Source organism: Bacillus sp. FSL K6-0923 (genome assembly GCF_038630825.1).
In the GTDB taxonomy this organism is placed as follows: Bacteria; Bacillota; Bacilli; order Bacillales; family Bacillaceae; genus Bacillus; species Bacillus pumilus.
This window is the reverse complement of sequence record NZ_CP152044.1, coordinates 2,621,398-2,639,321: the sequence shown is the minus strand read 5'-3', so window position 1 is coordinate 2,639,321 and position 17,924 is coordinate 2,621,398. Positions and strand designations below refer to the sequence as shown.

The following is a 17,924-nucleotide window of genomic DNA, read 5'->3' as shown; positions in this document are numbered from 1 at the left end:
CATAATACTAGGAGTAGGTCCTAATCCAAGCATTTTTCAGTTATGAGTGTTAGAATAGGTAAATTGAAACATGTTTCGTTTCATAGAAAGAGGCTAAAAGGAGCTGTACCATGAAAAGAGAAGACTTAATTGCACCAGAACAATATAACTTAGTCAGTGAGATTGAAGCGTTCAGTCATGACAAGGAGAAAAAGGCCCTGCACTGGCAGGATGGAAATGGCTACGAAGCACATGTGACGTATGCATCTTTAGTGGAAGAAGCAAATAAAATTGGTCATGTATTATTAAATGCAGGCTTTAAAAAAGGCGATAAAATCATTGTGATGGTGCCGCGCATGCTAGAAGCATATAGCATTTATTTAGCGATCTTGAAAACAGGAATGGTCGTCATTCCTTGTTCAGAAATGCTGCGTGCAAAAGACTTAGATTACCGAATTGAACATGCAGAAGCAAAGGGAGCGATCGTTTACTCTTCATTCATTCAATCGTTCGACGGAACCAACCAGCCAAACGATTTTAAAACATTCTCAATCGGTGAAAACGATCATGGGTGGACAAACATTCTTGCGCAAAAGGAAGAGCAATCAAGCGAGCTGCAAATGGCTCCGACAACACGTACAGATATGGCGTTCTTATCCTATACATCTGGTACAACAGGCAACCCAAAAGGGGTTGTTCATACACATGGCTGGGCATATGCACATTTACGCACTGCTGCCAAAGCATGGCTCTCCATTAATGAAGGGGATAAAGTATGGGCGACAGCAGGACCAGGCTGGCAAAAATGGGTATGGAGCCCTCTCTTATCTGTGTTAGGAAGCGGGGCAGAAGGCTTTGTATACGGAGGGAAGTTCAATCCAAATACGTACTTAGAGCTGCTTCAAAAAAATGAAATCAATGTCCTATGCTGTACGCCGACAGAATACCGATTTATGGCGAAAGTAGATGACTTAAGTCAGTACGAGCTTCCAAAGCTACATAGTGCCGTGTCTGCGGGAGAGCCGCTCAACCGTGAAGTCATTGATACATTCAAAAAGCATTTCGATATAGAAGTACGAGACGGCTATGGCCAAACAGAAAGCACACTGCTCGTAGGGGTGCTAAAAGGAATGGACATCAAGCCTGGCAGTATGGGGAAACCCACACCTGGCAACGAAGTCGAGATCATTGATGAGGACGGCAGCGTGTGCGCTCCTGGAGAAGTTGGTGACATTGCGGTCCATCTCGAAACGCCGGCTTTATTTAAGGAATACTACAAAGATGAAGAGCGTACAAAGACGCAGCGCCGCGGGAATTACTTTATTACCGGTGACCGTGCGAAAAAGGATGAAGATGGGTACTTTTGGTTTGAAAGCCGCAGAGATGATATCATCGTCAGCTCAGGCTATACCATTGGGCCGTTTGAAGTAGAAGATGCACTGATTAAACACCCAGCAGTTAAAGAATGTGCGGTTGTGGCGAGTCCAGATGAAATCAGAGGATCCATCGTGAAGGCATATGTTGTCCTGCGTGATGAATCAGCGCAAAGTGATGAGCTGATCAAAGAGCTGCAAACTCATGTGAAAAACACAACAGCACCTTACAAATACCCAAGAGAAATTGAATTCATTGACGAACTGCCAAAAACACCGTCAGCGAAAATCCGTCGTGTCGAGCTGAGAGAAAGAGAGCTTGCACGAAAAGGATCATGATGAATAAACGAAAAGCGTTTGGATGAAAGCATCCAGCGCTTTTTTTATGGAAAAACAAATCTGGAAGCGATCATGATGTTTTATGTTAAAATGTGTAGGAATTGCTGGAAAAGGAGAATGTTAGAAGATGTTCATTGCCATCATTCATGGAATTGTGCTTGCCTTTGGCCTCATTTTACCATTAGGCGCACAAAATGTATTTGTGTTTCAGCAAGGAGCCCTTCAGCCGCGATTATATCAGGCTTTACCTGTCGTGATCACTGCTGCTCTTTGTGACACACTTTTAATTGCGTTAGCTGTCATTGGGGTTTCTGTTGTGGTGTTCACCATTCCTATGCTACAAATGTGTCTTTATCTCATTGGATTTTGTTTTTTAGTTTATATGGGATGGTCCGTATGGAACACAAGCTCATCAACAGATGCTAAAGAGAAGCAGGAATTCATGCCTGCGAGAAAACAAATTCTCTTTGCCTGTTCAGTTTCACTTTTAAATCCCCACGCCATTCTTGATACCATTGGCGTGATTGGCACAAATTCGCTTCAATATAGCGGGGCAGAAAAATGGGCATTTACACTCGCTTGTATCATCGTGTCCTGGTTATGGTTTATTGGGCTCGCTCTTTTAGGGAAGATGCTAGGGAAGTTAGATACAAACGGCAAGTGGATGAACCGTATCAATAAAGCTTCAGCGGTCATGATCTGGCTTGTCGCGTTATACATTGCGTATCAATTGATTGTATAAAGGTACATAGAGAAAATAGAGAGGAGCGTTTGGGCAGATGAGAGGCCTGCGCTTTTTTGTATTTTCTTTGCATGAGCGATACGCTCATGCTTTTTTAGGTTCTTTTTTGAAAATCGTTTGATTTAAAAGGCGGAGAGCTTGTACGATATCATCCATTTGTTCTATATCGGAGGAAGATAGGCTGTCTAATAGCACCCCTTCGATATGTTGGAAGGCTTCATTCATACAAGTACGGCCTTTGTCAGATAGCTTAATGACGTGTTTTCGTTTGTCATCACGGTCTTCTTCTTTATCAATGAATTGTTTCTCGTGTAGTTTTTTCAGTTCTCTGCTGACATTCGGAAGAGACATGTGCTGACAGTCGGCAATTTCACTTGGCGTAAGCGGCTCGCTGACAGCTAGCTGCTCTAGTATCAAGTATTGTAAGGTCGTTAAGTTAGCTGGTTTGACTTTGTACATTAGGTCATGTTTTAGTTCTGAAAAAGTAGAAGCAAATGCTACGAATTCCTTGAAGAAATGGGGATGTTTCATGTTTATCACCTCCTACGTAACATACCAAAATTATTATCAAAAAACAATTATCATTTGACAACTATCCAACAGGGGTATATCATTTAGTTATCAAATGATAATAAAAGGAGCTCATACATGAATGTACTCATTATTTATACTCACCCCCATCACAATAGTTTAAATGGTGCTTTCTTAAAAGAAATCATGAAAGGCAGTGAAGAAAATCCACTAGTTCATGAAGTGAAAATCATCGATTTATACAAAGAAGAATTTGACCCTGTGCTGATTTTTAATAAAGAGAAAAAAAGGCGTGACATGCATAAGGACCCTGACATTCGGGTGTATCAGGAGAAGATCAAATGGGCGGACAAAATCGTGTTCGTATATCCTATTTGGTGGGGAAGACCGCCAGCCATGCTGCTTGGCTTTATTGACCGCATGTTTGCTGCGAATTTTGCTTATCGTCAAACAGGCGGGCTGCTTCCAGAAGGACTGTTAAAAGGAAAAAGTGCTGTTTGTGTATCGACGATGCAAGGGCCAACCAACTACCCTCTCTTCTTTTTGCAAAATGCACACAAGGTGTTAATGAAACGAGCCCTCTTACAATATGTCGGAATCAAACCTGTGAAGTTCTTTGAGTTCGGCATGATGGAAAGCCCAAAAGGAAAACATGACGTCAAATTAAAACGAATCTATAACTATTTCAGAAAAATCAGCTCATAAAACAGTTAGTGAAGTCACTTTTCTTCTAATTGGATCCTTTTATGTTTTAAAATGACAGTGAGGGTGGGAGAACTCTTCCTCGTCATTTGAAAAGGGGGATATGGATGAAGAAAACATTGTTTAAAGATGCGGCGCTTTTAACACTTGATCCAACTTTAGGTTTTTTAGAAAAAGGAGATTTATTAATTGAAGGGACACACATTTTAGAGGTTGGACCTTTCATTGAAGCAAATGATGCTGACATTGTCGATGCGTCCGATATGGTGATCATGCCAGGGCTTGTGGATACACATCGTCATGTGTGGCAGTCAGTCATTCGAGGCATAGGCACAGATTGGTCTTTGCAGACATATTTGAGCAAAATCTATTACGGAAACTATGGTGCGATGAGACGCCCATCCGATGATCGAATCGCGAATTATTTAGGGGCATTAGAGGCATTAGATGCAGGAGTGACCACATGTTTAGACTGGACGATGATCAATTCAATGGATCATACAGAAGAGCTCATCGGAGGATTAAAGGATGCGGGCATTCGAGCTGTTTTTGCTTTCGGTTCCTCTGGAGATGCTGAGTATTGGGATAGGGAGAGCACGCTCACCAATATGGAGGACGCAGCACGCGTGAAAAAAACGCATTTTCAATCGTCAGATCAGCTTTTGACAATGGGGCTTGCGATTCGTGGACCAGAGTTTTCTTCATGGGAAACTTCAGTATTTGAAATTGAGACAGCCCGGTCTCTAGATGCTCTATGCAGTATGCATATTGGCTTTGGGAACTGGGGAGCGGAGGATCGTTCGATTGAGCGGCTTCACAAAGCAGGGTTACTTGGACCTGACCTCAACATGGTGCATATCAATGCAATCGATGCAGATCAAATGAAGATGCTGGCAGACAGCGGAAGCTCCATATCCATTACACCTGAAATTGAAATGATGATGGGTCACGGTTATCCTGTGACAGGACTTGCGATTGAACAAGGTGTTCTTCCAACGCTCGGTGTAGACGTGGTTACAGCGACAGGCGGAGATTTGTTTGCTCAAATGAAATTCGGACTTCAGGCAGAGCGCGCGCTCCAAAATCAAGCATTGCTGATGGAGGGAATCATGCCGGGGCCTGAACTTGGAATTTCTGCTCAACAAATGCTTGAGGCTGCGACGATCAATGGGGCTCGTGCATTACAGCTTGATCATAAAATTGGCTCGCTCACACCTGGAAAAGAAGCTGATTTCATCCTAATCGACCGGACAAGCATGAATCTTCTGCCGATGACAGATCCGGCTGGAGCGGTTGTACAAACGGCACACCCTTCAAATGTTGATTCTGTTTATGTGGCTGGAAAAGCAGTGAAACGAAACGGAAAACTTGTCGGTGTGAACCTAGAAGAGGTCAAACGGAAAGCTTATGCGGCAAGAGATCATATTCTATCGCACAAGTTTGAATCAACTCCATCATAAACAAACAATCCCCATAGGCAGCTGCCTATGGGGATTAGATTACAAGGATTCTTTAATGACCTTTTTATAATATTGGACAGACAGGAATCCAAAGATAGAATATAAAACCGTATAAATCGACATGACGATGAGCATTGGAGTCCACAATTCACCGCCGAATAAAAACCAGCCTGACTGTACAGCAAAGTAGCTGTGCAGCAATCCAATGATGAGCGGAATCCCAAAGTTAAACAGTTGTTTGAGTCGGATGCCTTTTAATAGGTCTTTCTCTGTAAAGCCAAGCTTACGTAAGATCGTGTAAGAGCTTTGTTCTTCTTCACTTTCATTCATCTGTTTGAAGTATAAAATACAGCCTGATGTGACAAGGAAGCTTAGACCTAGAAATCCAACCACAAACATCATCAGTCCTATTGTTTGCTTTTGCTGCTGAGCTGAAGCTAATTGAGACATGCTGTTGTCACCTAGTTTTAAAGAGGTAAACACATCATTCGCTTGTTCAAGGTTTTGATCATCTTTTATATTGACCGCATTATATTGGTTATTCTCAAGTTGCAGCTTAAGATCTTTCTGCTGGTCAAGCTGCTCAAAGACACTTTGACTGACGACGGCAACAGGCAGACCACCAGAAGTGAATTTGTAAGAGATGAGGTAATCTTTCTTCATATCAATGACCTTTAAATCAAGGGGTTTCTTGATAAGTAGTTTCACATCACCTGAGTTTTGAATCGGCATGAATTTCTTCAATATATCACTGTAGCCGCTTAAGATGACTTCGTTGCTTTCCACATGAATATTTGGTGCGTTTTTCTCACTGATCACAGCCAGTGTTAAGACGCCTGGATCATTATTCATATTTTTTATCTCTGAATCCATGATCTTCTTTGCGTCAAACTTCGCTTGAATGACCTTGAACTGTTTTGTTTCATACGCAATATGTTTGTCAGAAAGTGCACGAGTGAAGGTATCGGCTTCTTTCTCTGAGCCCATGACGAAATGGGATGGAATCTGTTGTTCAGCGGTTTTTTCTGCTGAGTAATAGGAAATGTAGCTTAAAGATAACAACCCGATGGCAAGTGCAGATACAGTTGTAATAATCGTTAAAAGCAGTGCATTTGATTTTAACCGAAACATAATAGATGAGAGAGACAGGACTTCATGAATGGCGAGATAGCCATTTTTTCTTTTACGTACGATATTGGCAATGAATGAAACAGAACCTTTATAGAAAAGAAAGGTACCAATAATGACAGAGGCTAGAATATAGATCATGGCTAACAATAACTCAAGCATGGACGTATATGAGCCGGTAAAAAGCTGAGAAGAAATATAATAGCCTGAGCTGATCAAGACAATACCTAGAACCCCAATGATAATTTCAAACACAGAGATTTTTTTCACACGCTGCTCTGTAGAAGACGTAGTTCTAAACAAAGATAAAATGGTCTGTCTATTAATAAACCATCTATTTCTTAACATGATTAATCCATAGATGATGAAAAAGACGATCAGTGTCTGCAAAAGGGCCATGCCTGAAAAGTGCAGATTGGCGATGGCGCTGACGCCGGATACTTTAAATAGCACCATCAGCATGAGTTTGGAACCGATAAATCCAGCTATGATGCCAACAGCCATGGAGAATACGTATAGAATAAAATTTTCTGCATTAAGCAGTTTGGCAATTTTTTGTTTCGTCATGCCAATGAGCTGCAGGAGGCCTATTTCTCTCCCTCTGCGTTTAATAAAAATGCTGTTCGCATATAACAGGAAGATCCCAACAATGGCGATGAGCAGTACAGAAGCGGCTTTGATCGCCGCACCGCCCTTAATGGACCCTTTTACATCATCAAGTGCTGGTGAATACTGCAAGGTGACAAAAGAAAAGTAAAGCGCCACACTAAACATGAGAGCAAACACATATAAATAGTAATTTTTAAAATTTTTCTTCAAGTTACGGAGGATGAGCTGATTAATGTTCATGCTTCACACCGCCTAAAACACCTTGCGTTTTCATAATATCCTCGAAAAACATCTTTCTCTCTAAAGCACCTTTATTCAACTGAGTATAAATCTGCCCGTCCTTGATAAAAATGACGCGTCTTGAATAGCTCGCTGCGACAGGATCATGTGTCACCATGACAATGGTCGCTTTTCTTTTTCGATTGAAATCTTGCAGCTTATTGAGTAAATCAGATGCAGATTTTGAATCAAGCGCTCCGGTAGGTTCATCTGCGAAAATAAGACTCGGCTCATGAATGAAGGCACGAACCGCTGATGTCCGCTGCTTTTGTCCGCCAGAGAGTTCGTTTGGATATTTGTCTCTTAGTTCATAGATACCCATGTCCTCAGCAAGCTGTTGAAAACGTTCAAAAGCTTCTTTTTTCGGCGTTTTGGAGATGGATAAGGGCAAGAGGATGTTCTCTTTGACCGTGAGTGTATCAAGTAAGTTATAATCCTGAAAAACAAAGCCAAGCTGCTTTTTTCTGAATTCTGCAAGCTGCTGATCCTTCATTTGTGTCATCTCAGCATCTGCGATACGAATGGATCCGCTGGACACATGATCAATAGAGGACAATACGTTCAAAAGAGTTGTTTTCCCCGAGCCCGATGGCCCCATGATGCTGACGAATTCTCCAGCTTCAATGGTCAAATCAATGCCACTCAGCACCTCTTGTTTGTTGAATTTATTTCCGTAGCTTTTATATATTTTGCGAGCTTCTAAAATGTTCATTTGTCGATCCCCTTTTCTATTTAATTGATACCTCTAGTATAAAAAGAAGCCCGCCGCACTTCCTTCGATTTGGCGAACAAAACAGACGAGCATGTGACATTGTTGTCACATGCTCGCAATATGCACAAAATCATTTTTTTTCGGAAAGATGAAGGTGAAGGTTGTGCCTTGATCTATCGTGGAGTTGACCTCGATTTTGATATGAAGAGCGTCTGCTCCTTTTTTCGTTAAATAAAGCCCCATTCCTGTTGAGGCGGTGTCATTGTGATGTCTCGTTGAGGTAAAGCCTTTTTCAAAAATACGAGACAGGTCTCTTGGATCTATTCCTCTGCCTTGATCTGTGATCGTCAGCATCACTTGCTCATTGATTTGCTTGCTTTCAATGGCAATATCAGACGAATGACTATACTTGACTGCATTTGTAAGCACCTGTCTGATCATAAAGGATAGCCATTTTGCATCACTTAATACGTGACGTGCTTCTAGCGTGAGTTCAAACCCTATCCCTTTTTGCATGCACCATGATTGGAGCGCTTTGATTTCCTTTGCTAGGATGCTTTGCAGGTCCAGCTGTTCAATAAATAAATCATTTTCGATATGACGTATTCTGCTTCGGTGCAGCTGGGCATCGAGTAATAAATGAATTCTGAGCCATTCGTACGTCATATTCGATTTCAGCGGCTGCTCTGTTAAGCGGTCAATCATTAAGTGCATCGCTGTGAGAGGTGTTTTCACTTCATGTATCCATGAGAGCAATTCATCTTTCTCTTCTTCAAGGGCGATTTGTTGTTCTACTGCCATTTTCCGGTAGCGGTCAATTTGCTCAGACGTCGCATCATGTACAAGCTGCTCAAATGGGGAAGATGGAGTAAGCCGCATTTGATGATCAATATGATCATCCCATTCTTTCAGACGCTCATAATACGCCGTTTCTTTACGGTATCGGAAAAAGAGAAAGACGCTCATGAAAAACGTAGATAATAATACAATATAAAAAAGAGACGCCATTGGAATGGTCGTATCCAAAAAAGCAACAAACAGAATGAGGAGCTGCAAACTAAGAAAGAACAGAATCCAGCTTCTTCGTTCTTTTAAAAATGCTTGCAGCATCATTGATCATCCTTTTCTTTTGCAAGATAACCTTGGCCTACTTTTGTCTCAATGTAGGTACCAAGGGAGATCTCATCTAGTTTTTTTCTAAGGCGATTGACGTTCACAGTAAGTGTATTGTCACTGACAAACCGTTCATCCTCCCACAATGCTTGAATGAGTGATTCCCGGCTGACAATATGATTTTTATGCTGAATCAATTCCTTGAGAATAAACAGTTCATTTTTCGTTAATCCCACTTCACCGTGATCATTGGTCACGGTGTTTTTTTCTAGATCAATCGTAGCGCCGCACCATACCTTTAAGCTGGCCGGTTCTGCATTATAATCATGCACTCTGCGAAGAACGGCACTGACTTTGGCAATGAGCACGTCAAAGTGAAAGGGCTTTTGTACAAAATCATCGGCACCGAGCTGCATGGACATGACCATATCAGCAGGATGGTCACGAGAGGAGAGGAAGATGATCGGTACATTTGAATGATGCCGAATCATCCGGCACCAGTGAAAACCATCGTATTTTGGAAGCTGTATATCGATAATGACGAGATCAGGCTGAACAGAAGTGAATTCCTGCATCACCTGTTGAAAATCGTGAATCCCATATACATCATAGGACCAGTTCACTAGACGTTCTTTGATTTCTTGGAAGAGGGTTGTATCGTCCTCAATCAGTAAAATTTTAAACAAAACCAGCACCACACTTTTTGTATTCGCTTGTATGTAATTGTAGCGGAAAAAAGACGCTGCCGCTAGAAGCAGACAAGAAAAAAGCAAGGGAAGGGCTCCCTTGCTTCAGTTTATTTACCTAAGAAGTGCTTTTTAAAGAATGATAGTTGATACTCGAGTGTGAGTGGGTCATTAAAATAGAATTCTTCTGCATTTGCCTCATACACACGATGTTTTTTCACAGCTGGGATGGACTTGTAGATTTCACTGTTTTGATAGGAATTGTCCATTTCGCTGTTTTTACTAATGATCATATAGTCTCCAGCAAATTCAGGAATGACCTCCTGTGAAACGGCATAGTATCCAGCTTTTAATGCTTTTTCTTTCACTTTTTCAGGCATTTTTAGTTTCATTGCTTGGTAGAGAATTTCTGTGCCGCGGCCCCATGCATCTCCAAACACGTAAAGATCTTTTGTGCCGCTTTCAAATACAGAAACTGTCGCATCCTTACCGATTTTTGCTTTAATTTCTTTTCCTGCTTCAGCTGTGCGTTCTTTAAAATCTTTTACCCATGCTTTGGCTTCTTTTTCTTTGTTTAATACTTTTCCAATTTCAATATGCTGCTGAAGGTAATCGACTTTGTTATACGTAAACAAGACGGTTGGTGCGATTTTTTTAAGTTTTTCTACATTTTTTGTATTGCTTAAGCCAATGATGACATCAGGCTTAAGCTTCATGATTTTTTCGACATTCGCATCCGACACTTCTTCCACATTTTTTAATTCCTTTTGGAAGCGAGGGTTCTTTTTTGACCAAGAGTCGACGCCGACCAGGTTCACACCAAGTGACATGACATTACCTGTGTAGGAACCAAGTACAACGACACGTTTTGGGTGCGCTGGCAGCTTCACAGGGCCATTTTCAGATTCATATGTAATTTTGTCTGATGATGTTGATTGATTTCCTTTATTTGAGGAAGAGCTGCTGCTATTGCCACATGCGCTCAATGCAAGTACAAAGATGAGCATCAGAGGGAACAATATTTTCTTCATGAATGTAGACTCCTTTGAAATCGGCACATAAGCCGGGTATTTGATTGTATGAGTGATAATGATAATTATTATCACTTGGATATCATATCATAGAAGTGCGGTCTGTTGTCAATTACATTTTGATCGTTGGTGATAAAAAATAGGAGAGGAGATTTTTGGTAGAAAAAAAGATCAAGGCAGCATGTGTCCTGATCTTTTTTCTTATTTAAACCAGCCTTTTTCTTTTGAGCGTGTAATGGCTTCAATGCGGTTTTTCACTTCTAGCTTATCTAAAATAATGGAAATGTAGTTTCGGACAGTGCCGCTTTTAATGCTGAGCTCCTTAGCAATTTCTTTTGTGTTTTTGCCGTCGGCGACGAGTTCAAGTACGGATTTCTCTCGATCTGTTAAAGGGTTTTCGTCACTATATAAGTCTTCCATTAATTCAGGGGCGTACACCTTTTTCCCTTTCATCACACTGCGAATGGCACTTGCCAGATCTTCACTTGGACTATCTTTCAGCATATAGCCGCTGACGCCAGCTTTGAGCGCCCTTTGGAAATAACCAGAGCGGGCAAAGGTCGTTAAAATGATGATTTTTACATCTGTTCCTTTGAGCTCTTCCGCTGCATCAAGTCCCGTTTTTCCTGGCATTTCAATATCCATTAAGCAAATATCAACAGGGTGTTTTTTGGCAAAATCGATGGCGTCCTGGCCGTTCGTACCTTTTCCAACAACCGTCATATCGTCTTCTAAATCAAGAAGTGAACCGAGCGCACCGAGCAGCATTTGCTGATCTTCTGCGATAAAAATGTTGATCATTTCATCCCCTCCTTGTCTTTTGCTGCTGAATCATTTGGAATGCTCATGATCAGCTTTGTTCCGTCCTTTGTCTCAATACGCAGGCGCCCATTTGCAAATTCCAATCTTTCTCTAATTCCTAAAAGGCCATGCCCCTTCATTGGAGAGAGTGGATCATCGCCTTTAAATGTCCCGTCATCCTCGACTGTGATGATAGCTTCCTTTGATTTTTGATGAATGGTGATTTTGCAAACGGTCGCATCACTATGTTTGACGACATTTGTCACGGCCTCTTTGATGCACATGCTCACAATGTTTTCGTTAAGAAGAGAGATGCGTTTTGGCGCTTCCTTTTCATCATAAATCAATTCAATCCCCGCTGCTTCGAGAATTTGCTCGATGTTCGACAGTTCATCTTTGATTCGAATGCCTTTCATGGAAGAAACAATCTTGCGGACTTCATTAAGAGACGTTCTGGCTGTCTGCTGGACGCTTTTCAGTTCGGCGCGAGCTTGTTCAGGATCTTTATAGACGAGTTTACGGGCAAGATCACTTTTTAAGCCAATGAGAGAAAGCTTTTGTCCAAGGGTGTCATGCAGATCACGTGCGATGCGCTGCCTTTCTTCAAGCTTTACAAGATCGGCGATCCGTTCATTGGCATTTTCTAATTTCTCTTCAAGGCGTTCACGTTCTTTTCGGCTTCGAATGCTGAGAGGAAGGAGAATGGCACTAATGAGTGTGATCACAACAAAAGGAATTTGTGTGAGAAACCATCCCTTTTTTAAAATCAAGCTAAAGTTCACTGCTACGGCGGCGCTCCCTAGATGAATATAGTATAAAATATAAAAAGGGACTTTTCTTTTAATGTGCCCATTGAAATAGGCGATGCAAAAAGCGAAATAAATATAGCTGTAGAGCATCACATAGCCTGTAGAAATCGCAATCAATAAAAGACCGAGTACATATAAAGCCCATCCTTTTGCGACAAAGGCAAAACGATACACTCCGAAAAAAACCACATTCAAAATAATGCCAATGACAATACCTAAAGTCGTAGGCGTTTTTAAGATAAAATAGAAGGGCAGGATGAAAAAAATGGCCCATATATAGGGAGAAATCCCATGCAATTTTTGAATTTTAAACTGTTTTTTCATCCGTGTGTCACCTTTTCCGTTTTCGTTCTTTTCCTTACTTTATCAAATTCAACATATGGTTGCATCCTGTAAATGGCAACAAGCTCCTTCTAGTGTAAGAAAGAGCTTGCACCAATTATGCATTTTTCTTCAGAATGTCTCCTTTAATGACAGGTGCGGGCATCTTCTTAGATTGCCGTGCTTCTTTAAAGGTAACGAATGCTTTCGTTTCTTCATCCCAAAGTCTAAATTTCATTGATTCGATACTTGTTTTTAAAGTGATGGTTGGAACATTTTGAAGCGGCTCACTATGATCATGTGCATGCTCCAAGTGATAATTTGGTACCCTCGGGCTTAAATGGTGGACATGGTGATAGCCGATATTGCCTGTTAACCACTGAAGAAGCTTTGGCAATTTGTAAAAAGAACTGCCTTCTACAGCTGCCTGCACATAATTCCAATGTTCATCTTCTTCAAAGTAAGAATCCTCAAATGTATGCTGCACATAAAACAGCCATACACCGATTGATCCTGAGATCAGGAAGATTGGACCTTGGACAAGCAGGAACTCCTGCCAGCCAAAAAGTAGACACGTTGCAGCTGCTAGCGCAATGATGCTCACGTTTGTGAAATACGTGTTCCAGCGCTCTTTTTTACGAGCATTTTTGACGTTGAAACGGTTTTTTAAGAGAAAAACAAAGATCGGTCCTAAAATAAACATCACAAAAGGATTACGATAAAATCTGTAGCGGAATTTCGTCCAAGCTGATGCTTCTTGATATTCTTTGACTGTCAGGAGCCAAATGTCGCCAGTACCTCGTTTGTCTAGATTACTGCTTGTGGCATGGTGAATTGAATGATCTCTTTGCCATTGAAGATAAGGGAAAAGGGTGAGTACGCCCGTTACAAAACCGAACAGGTGATTCAGTGGCTTCTGTTTGAAAAAGGATTGATGGCAGCAGTCGTGAAAAATAATAAAGACACGTACTAAAAAACCAGCTGCAATAACCGCAAAGAAGAGGGTTAAAAGGTAGGAGATGTTCAGGCTATAATAGGCAAGAAACCAAAGCCCCAAAAATGGAATGAATGTATTAAAGAGTTGAGTGATACTTTTTTTTGAATTAGCACCAGAGAATTGGCCAACTTGTTTTCTTAAAGTGGCTTGCTGCTGTGTGTTTGTTGAAGTCGTCATGAACGTTCAAGTCCTTTCCGTTTCTTTCTACTTCAAAGTATAGATGGAAAGGTGTCATGCTCATAGTAGCACCCATCATGTATTCAATATGACATTTGTCATGTTGGACGCAGGAAAGGCTGATGGTTCAAGGGTTGTAAGCTTATTTTATTTTAAATAAAAAAGTAAAGGCGCTTAGCCTTCACTTTTTATTGACGTGCTTCATGAACTTTTAACTGCTTGCCTTTAATGGTTGTGTGGCGCATGGCGTTCAGCACAAGAGGGCCTTTGCCGTTTAAAATATCGACGTATGTTTTCGTATCTTGAATGGTAATAATCCCAATGTCATCAAAGGCAACGCCTTCTATTTTGGCAATGGTCCCAACGAAATCAACAGCCCGCAGCTTCTTTTTCTTCCCGCCGTTAAAATAAAGCTTCATAATATCCTTTTCAACGCCTGCCTGTTTATTTTCCTTTTGAATCGGCGTTTCAATCTTTTCTTCAAAGCTTTCTACATGCTGCTCTGCGTCTTCCTTTGTTGGGTATGGCTGCGTCTTGAAATCAATACCTGCTTCCTCTTTTAATTCATCAATCAGAGGCTTTGCATTTCTCGTCATAAACGCAATGGTTTTTCCGCTTTTTCCCGCTCTGCCCGTTCTTCCTGTTCGGTGAATATAGCGCTCTTTTTCATAGGGAAGGTCATAATGAATCACATGTGTCATATCACTGACATCAATACCCCGGGCTGCTATATCGGTTGCGATCAAATAACGGAACTCACCGTTTTTGAATTCATCCATGACAGCGAAGCGGTCTTCTTGTCTCATGCCTCCATGAATTTTGTCACAAGGCACATCCCATTCATCCAGCTTCATTGTGAGTTCGTTCACTCGGTCCTGTGTATTACAGAAAATAATGCAGCTATCTGGATTTTCAATCACGATCGTACGCTGAAGAAGAGAGAATTTCGCTTCTTCCTCCGTTTCAATCACGGTGTGAGTGATTTGTGGTACAGACGTTTCTTCCCGTGCAATTTCAATTACTTTTGGTGAATGTAAAAACTGTTCACTTAATTTCTTCATCTCATCAGACATGGTCGCTGAAAACAGCATTGACATGCGCTTTGGCGGCAGATACTGAATAATAGAAGAGACTTGATCAATAAACCCCATGTTCAGCATTTCATCCGCTTCATCTAATACAAAAAATTTAAGGTTTTCTAAGGAAAGAGTACCTTTCTCAAGGTGATCCAAGACTCGTCCCGGTGTTCCGCACACAATGTGGTTTTTTTGTGCAAGCTCTACTTTTTGAGCTTGAAAAGGGGCTTTTCCATAAATGGCTGCGGCTTTAATTCGTTTCAATCGTCCAAGGCTTGTGAGATCCTGTTTGACCTGCATGGCGAGTTCTCGCGTTGGAACGAGGATGAGGGCTTGAGGTTTATTTTCAGCCCAATCGACCATTTCACAAATCGGCAAACCATAGGCTGCCGTCTTGCCGCTGCCTGTTTGAGATTTGACGATCAGATCCTGCTTTGAAAAAGCAACGGATAATGTCTCGTGCTGAACAGGTGTAGGTGTATGGAAGTGAAGTGCTTTTAGCGCTTGTTTTAAATCATCGCTTAATGGATATTGATCAAATTGTTGTAATGTCATCGTGTTCTCCTTTTCGTACATTCATACTTGTGACATCATACCATAATCATGACCGTGAATGAAAAGACACGAAAAAAACCCCCGTAAAGGAGCTTTCAGCGTGTAGACAAACCCTCGCATTCGGTGTCAGATTTGCGCTCCGGTACTCACGAATGTCAAATTCGCTCCGTTCCGGTGCTCACTCTTCCTAGACTTCAAAGGTTTTCTATCACGCTGAAAAGAAAACAAAAGCCCCATAAAGGAGCTTTTTGATTAAAGGAATCTGCGTTTTACTTTTTCCCAGTAGGAGTTGTCTTTTAATTTCACCGTTTTAATGACTTTTCCTGAAAGGCCGATGTCGATTTGTTTGACGTGTTTTGTGCCAAGTGCTTCGTTATCAAGCCCGATAATCGGATGGTCGTTTCCGTCCTGCACAACCTTCAGTGTTAGCTTGCGGTCACTGCTTAAGATGAAAGGAGCACCGAGTGTACGGTACGAGTTGTTGTTTAGCGAAGCGAGCTCTGTGACTTGCATACAAGGGAGCATCGGGTCAACCACTGCACCGTTTACCGATTTGTTGTAGGCTGTTGAGCCAGTCGGAGTAGAAATAATCATTCCGTCTCCTCTAAATGTTTCAAAGTGGAAATCATCTATATACACATCGATCACAAATGTCTTAATAATGCTTGAGCGGATCGACAGTTCGTTTAAGCAATGGAACTGGTTTGTACTGTCAACGCTTACATCAATGATCGGATATTTTCTCACTTCAATCTGTTCAGTGTTCATGGCATCAATCATTTTATCAAAATGTTCTAATGAAAAATCGCAGTATAAATGCGAATTCTCTGTTTTTGATACCCCTACATATAAGCAGTCATCCCGGAAGTTCGTTTTACGGACTGCTTGAAGAAATGTGCCATCTCCGCCAATTGAAGCAATAATATGGGCATCCTCTGCACGCTTGACGACTTGAAAGCCTTGATCGGTAGCGAGCTTCTCCAGAGAAGAAATGTGTCCATCCAATTCATGATCTTTTTTGTAAAAGAAAAATACATTGCGACGATTGTCTGTCATTGACGTTCTCCCCTTCGTTGTCAAAAGTAGATTTAAAGTAATAAAGGGCTTACATATGAAGCCTTGCTCACATTTTACACTTTTTTCATATGAAAGTAAAAATATTAGAAAAACCTCCGTGATAATGGCATTCATTTTGAGAAATGAGTCAATGTAAGGGATTTGAAAAGGGCAGAATTTGAGCATAATTGAATAGCTGTTTTCTCATGAAAGAGTGGTTTAGGTGTTTCGTTGTGGTGAAGCTCTAGCCTATTAGGTGCAGAGAGAGGAGAAAAAAGCCAATTTTTCGTCATGCGTATTACTTGGCAGACGATGTAAAGTTGATCGTGAATTAAGAGAGGTGCTATCATATGATGAAATGAAATGTAAAAAAACCACAATTCCTGTGAAACATTTCATGTGAATATTCGTATCAATGAAGAGAGACAAAAAGGAGGAGAAAAAGATGAATGCGAAAAGATGGGTAGCGTTAATCATTGCACTTGGAGTTTTCGGATTTTCAATTGTGATTAGTGTCACGACCGCTTTGTATGAAAGCTTCAATGACAATAAAATGAGCTATCAATTTGGGGATGAAATAGAAGAGAAGGTACTAGAGGATGGAAGCGGTGCTGGAAAAATTGCGGTTCTTGAGATTAATGGAACCATTCAAGATAATGGCGGCGCATCAAGTCTGTTAGGCGGAGAAGGTTATGATCATCGTGCATTCCTCAAGGAACTAGAAAAAGCGAAAGATGATGCTTCAGTAAAAGGTGTACTGCTGCGCGTTAACTCTCCTGGCGGCGGTGTCTATGAAAGTGCAGAAATACATAAAAAATTAGAAGAAGTGAAAAAAGCGAAGAAGCCGATTTACGTCTCCATGGGCTCAATGGCAGCGTCTGGCGGCTACTATGTATCAACTCCAGCCAAGAAAATCTTTGCTTCACCTGAAACATTAACAGGGTCTTTAGGTGTGATCATGCAAAGTTTGAACTATTCAAAGCTGGCAGATAATTTAGGTATTAAATACGAAACAATTAAGAGCGGAAAATTCAAAGACATCATGTCACCAAATCGTGATATGACAAAAGATGAGCGAGACATCATGCAAAGCATGGTTGATAACTCGTATGAAGGATTTGTCAAAGTGATCTCGGAAGGACGCGGCATGTCAAAACAAGACGTGAAGAAAATTGCTGACGGCCGGGTCTATGACGGAACACAGGCAAAATCGAACGGATTAGTTGATGAGCTTGGATATTATGAAGATGCAATCAAAGCAATGAAGAAAAATGAAAAAGGGTTAAAAGGAGCGACAGTGATCAGCTATTCTCAAAGCTTCGGCTGGAACTCTCTCTTCAATATGAGCGCAAGCAAACTCTTTAAAAGTGAAATTGATTTTCTCAATCTAAAAGAAACACTGGCTGGCTCAAATGGGTCTAAACCGATGTATCTCTATTCAAAATAAA

The 17,924-nt window shown here is 41.2% G+C and carries 16 protein-coding genes; 5 read left to right on the top strand and 11 right to left on the bottom strand.

The features are described 5' to 3' along the window. Positions 1 to 110: 110 nt before the first annotated feature. Both MHI16_RS13475 and MHI16_RS13470 read left to right on the top strand, forming a co-directional pair. On the top strand, positions 111 to 1,691 hold the full coding sequence (locus MHI16_RS13475) for an acyl--CoA ligase (RefSeq protein ID WP_061409103.1): 1,581 nt from the start codon (positions 111 to 113) through the stop codon (positions 1,689 to 1,691). Between the two features lie 127 nt (positions 1,692 to 1,818). Then, a complete protein-coding gene (locus MHI16_RS13470) occupies positions 1,819 to 2,433 on the top strand; it encodes a LysE/ArgO family amino acid transporter (RefSeq protein ID WP_061409100.1) in 615 nt (204 codons plus the stop codon). 84 nt (positions 2,434 to 2,517) lie between these two features. Here MHI16_RS13470 and MHI16_RS13465 read toward each other — a convergent pair whose 3' ends face one another. After that, positions 2,518 to 2,964, bottom strand: a complete 447-nt coding sequence (locus MHI16_RS13465) for a MarR family transcriptional regulator (RefSeq protein WP_268496744.1) — start codon at positions 2,962 to 2,964, stop codon at positions 2,518 to 2,520. A 117-nt stretch (positions 2,965 to 3,081) separates the two neighbouring features. Here MHI16_RS13465 and MHI16_RS13460 point away from each other — a divergent pair, with 117 nt between their 5' ends. Beyond that, positions 3,082 to 3,669, top strand: a complete 588-nt coding sequence (locus MHI16_RS13460) for an NAD(P)H-dependent oxidoreductase (RefSeq protein ID WP_058015064.1) — start codon at positions 3,082 to 3,084, stop codon at positions 3,667 to 3,669. Between the two features lie 104 nt (positions 3,670 to 3,773). After that, positions 3,774 to 5,126 carry an amidohydrolase family protein gene (locus MHI16_RS13455; RefSeq protein WP_144462554.1) on the top strand — a complete coding sequence of 451 codons (1,353 nt, stop codon included), beginning with the start codon at positions 3,774 to 3,776 and terminating at the stop codon, positions 5,124 to 5,126. Between the two features lie 39 nt (positions 5,127 to 5,165). Here the strand turns inward: MHI16_RS13455 and MHI16_RS13450 are convergent, their stop codons facing one another. The 10 genes from MHI16_RS13450 to MHI16_RS13405 form a co-directional block, all read right to left on the bottom strand. Next, positions 5,166 to 7,103 carry an ABC transporter permease gene (locus MHI16_RS13450; RefSeq protein WP_342497987.1) on the bottom strand — a complete coding sequence of 646 codons (1,938 nt, stop codon included), beginning with the start codon at positions 7,101 to 7,103 and terminating at the stop codon, positions 5,166 to 5,168. After that, positions 7,093 to 7,854: an ABC transporter ATP-binding protein gene (locus tag MHI16_RS13445; RefSeq protein WP_012010889.1), complete on the bottom strand. Its 762-nt coding sequence runs from the start codon at positions 7,852 to 7,854 to the stop codon at positions 7,093 to 7,095. Before MHI16_RS13445 ends, MHI16_RS13450 begins: the two co-directional genes overlap by 11 nt. 105 nt (positions 7,855 to 7,959) lie before the next feature. After that, positions 7,960 to 8,964 carry a sensor histidine kinase gene (locus MHI16_RS13440; protein ID WP_339163459.1) on the bottom strand — a complete coding sequence of 335 codons (1,005 nt, stop codon included), beginning with the start codon at positions 8,962 to 8,964 and terminating at the stop codon, positions 7,960 to 7,962. Further along, a complete protein-coding gene (locus tag MHI16_RS13435) occupies positions 8,964 to 9,653 on the bottom strand; it encodes a response regulator transcription factor (protein WP_342498174.1) in 690 nt (229 codons plus the stop codon). Before MHI16_RS13435 ends, MHI16_RS13440 begins: the two co-directional genes overlap by 1 nt. A gap of 110 nt (positions 9,654 to 9,763) precedes the next feature. Continuing rightward, positions 9,764 to 10,684 carry an iron-hydroxamate ABC transporter substrate-binding protein gene (locus tag MHI16_RS13430; RefSeq protein ID WP_061409084.1) on the bottom strand — a complete coding sequence of 307 codons (921 nt, stop codon included), beginning with the start codon at positions 10,682 to 10,684 and terminating at the stop codon, positions 9,764 to 9,766. Between the two features lie 201 nt (positions 10,685 to 10,885). Beyond that, positions 10,886 to 11,485 carry a response regulator transcription factor gene (locus MHI16_RS13425; protein WP_058015072.1) on the bottom strand — a complete coding sequence of 200 codons (600 nt, stop codon included), beginning with the start codon at positions 11,483 to 11,485 and terminating at the stop codon, positions 10,886 to 10,888. Continuing rightward, a complete protein-coding gene (locus tag MHI16_RS13420) occupies positions 11,482 to 12,618 on the bottom strand; it encodes a sensor histidine kinase (protein ID WP_058015073.1) in 1,137 nt (378 codons plus the stop codon). The genes MHI16_RS13425 and MHI16_RS13420 overlap by 4 nt, the downstream gene beginning before the upstream one ends. Before the next feature lie 115 nt (positions 12,619 to 12,733). Continuing rightward, positions 12,734 to 13,789 carry a fatty acid desaturase gene (locus MHI16_RS13415; RefSeq protein WP_058015074.1) on the bottom strand — a complete coding sequence of 352 codons (1,056 nt, stop codon included), beginning with the start codon at positions 13,787 to 13,789 and terminating at the stop codon, positions 12,734 to 12,736. Between the two features lie 188 nt (positions 13,790 to 13,977). After that, entirely contained in the window at positions 13,978 to 15,420 is a 1,443-nt protein-coding gene (locus MHI16_RS13410) for a DEAD/DEAH box helicase (protein ID WP_058015075.1), read from the bottom strand. A 252-nt stretch (positions 15,421 to 15,672) separates the two neighbouring features. Next, positions 15,673 to 16,476: an NAD kinase gene (locus tag MHI16_RS13405; protein ID WP_003216672.1), complete on the bottom strand. Its 804-nt coding sequence runs from the start codon at positions 16,474 to 16,476 to the stop codon at positions 15,673 to 15,675. A gap of 445 nt (positions 16,477 to 16,921) precedes the next feature. Here MHI16_RS13405 and sppA point away from each other — a divergent pair, with 445 nt between their 5' ends. Beyond that, complete coding sequence (gene sppA / locus MHI16_RS13400) at positions 16,922 to 17,923, top strand: signal peptide peptidase SppA (RefSeq protein WP_012010881.1); 1,002 nt, start codon at positions 16,922 to 16,924, stop codon at positions 17,921 to 17,923. The last annotated feature ends 1 nt before the right edge of the window (position 17,924 follow it).

What these genes read in the sequence shown, in the direction of transcription:
- MHI16_RS13430 (WP_061409084.1), bottom strand. Translation starts at nt 10,684, where the DNA reads ATGAAGAAAATATTGTTCCCTCTGATGCTCATCTTTGTACTTGCATTG.
- MHI16_RS13475 (WP_061409103.1), top strand. Translation starts at nt 111, where the DNA reads ATGAAAAGAGAAGACTTAATTGCACCAGAACAATATAACTTAGTCAGT.
- MHI16_RS13450 (WP_342497987.1), bottom strand. Translation starts at nt 7,103, where the DNA reads ATGAACATTAATCAGCTCATCCTCCGTAACTTGAAGAAAAATTTTAAA.
- MHI16_RS13405 (WP_003216672.1), bottom strand. Translation starts at nt 16,476, where the DNA reads ATGACAGACAATCGTCGCAATGTATTTTTCTTTTACAAAAAAGATCAT.
- MHI16_RS13465 (WP_268496744.1), bottom strand. Translation starts at nt 2,964, where the DNA reads ATGAAACATCCCCATTTCTTCAAGGAATTCGTAGCATTTGCTTCTACT.
- MHI16_RS13440 (WP_339163459.1), bottom strand. Translation starts at nt 8,964, where the DNA reads ATGCTGCAAGCATTTTTAAAAGAACGAAGAAGCTGGATTCTGTTCTTT.
- MHI16_RS13420 (WP_058015073.1), bottom strand. Translation starts at nt 12,618, where the DNA reads ATGAAAAAACAGTTTAAAATTCAAAAATTGCATGGGATTTCTCCCTAT.
- MHI16_RS13415 (WP_058015074.1), bottom strand. Translation starts at nt 13,789, where the DNA reads ATGACGACTTCAACAAACACACAGCAGCAAGCCACTTTAAGAAAACAA.
- sppA (WP_012010881.1), top strand. Translation starts at nt 16,922, where the DNA reads ATGAATGCGAAAAGATGGGTAGCGTTAATCATTGCACTTGGAGTTTTC.
- MHI16_RS13445 (WP_012010889.1), bottom strand. Translation starts at nt 7,854, where the DNA reads ATGAACATTTTAGAAGCTCGCAAAATATATAAAAGCTACGGAAATAAA.
- MHI16_RS13425 (WP_058015072.1), bottom strand. Translation starts at nt 11,485, where the DNA reads ATGATCAACATTTTTATCGCAGAAGATCAGCAAATGCTGCTCGGTGCG.
- MHI16_RS13455 (WP_144462554.1), top strand. Translation starts at nt 3,774, where the DNA reads ATGAAGAAAACATTGTTTAAAGATGCGGCGCTTTTAACACTTGATCCA.
- MHI16_RS13470 (WP_061409100.1), top strand. Translation starts at nt 1,819, where the DNA reads ATGTTCATTGCCATCATTCATGGAATTGTGCTTGCCTTTGGCCTCATT.
- MHI16_RS13410 (WP_058015075.1), bottom strand. Translation starts at nt 15,420, where the DNA reads ATGACATTACAACAATTTGATCAATATCCATTAAGCGATGATTTAAAA.
- MHI16_RS13460 (WP_058015064.1), top strand. Translation starts at nt 3,082, where the DNA reads ATGAATGTACTCATTATTTATACTCACCCCCATCACAATAGTTTAAAT.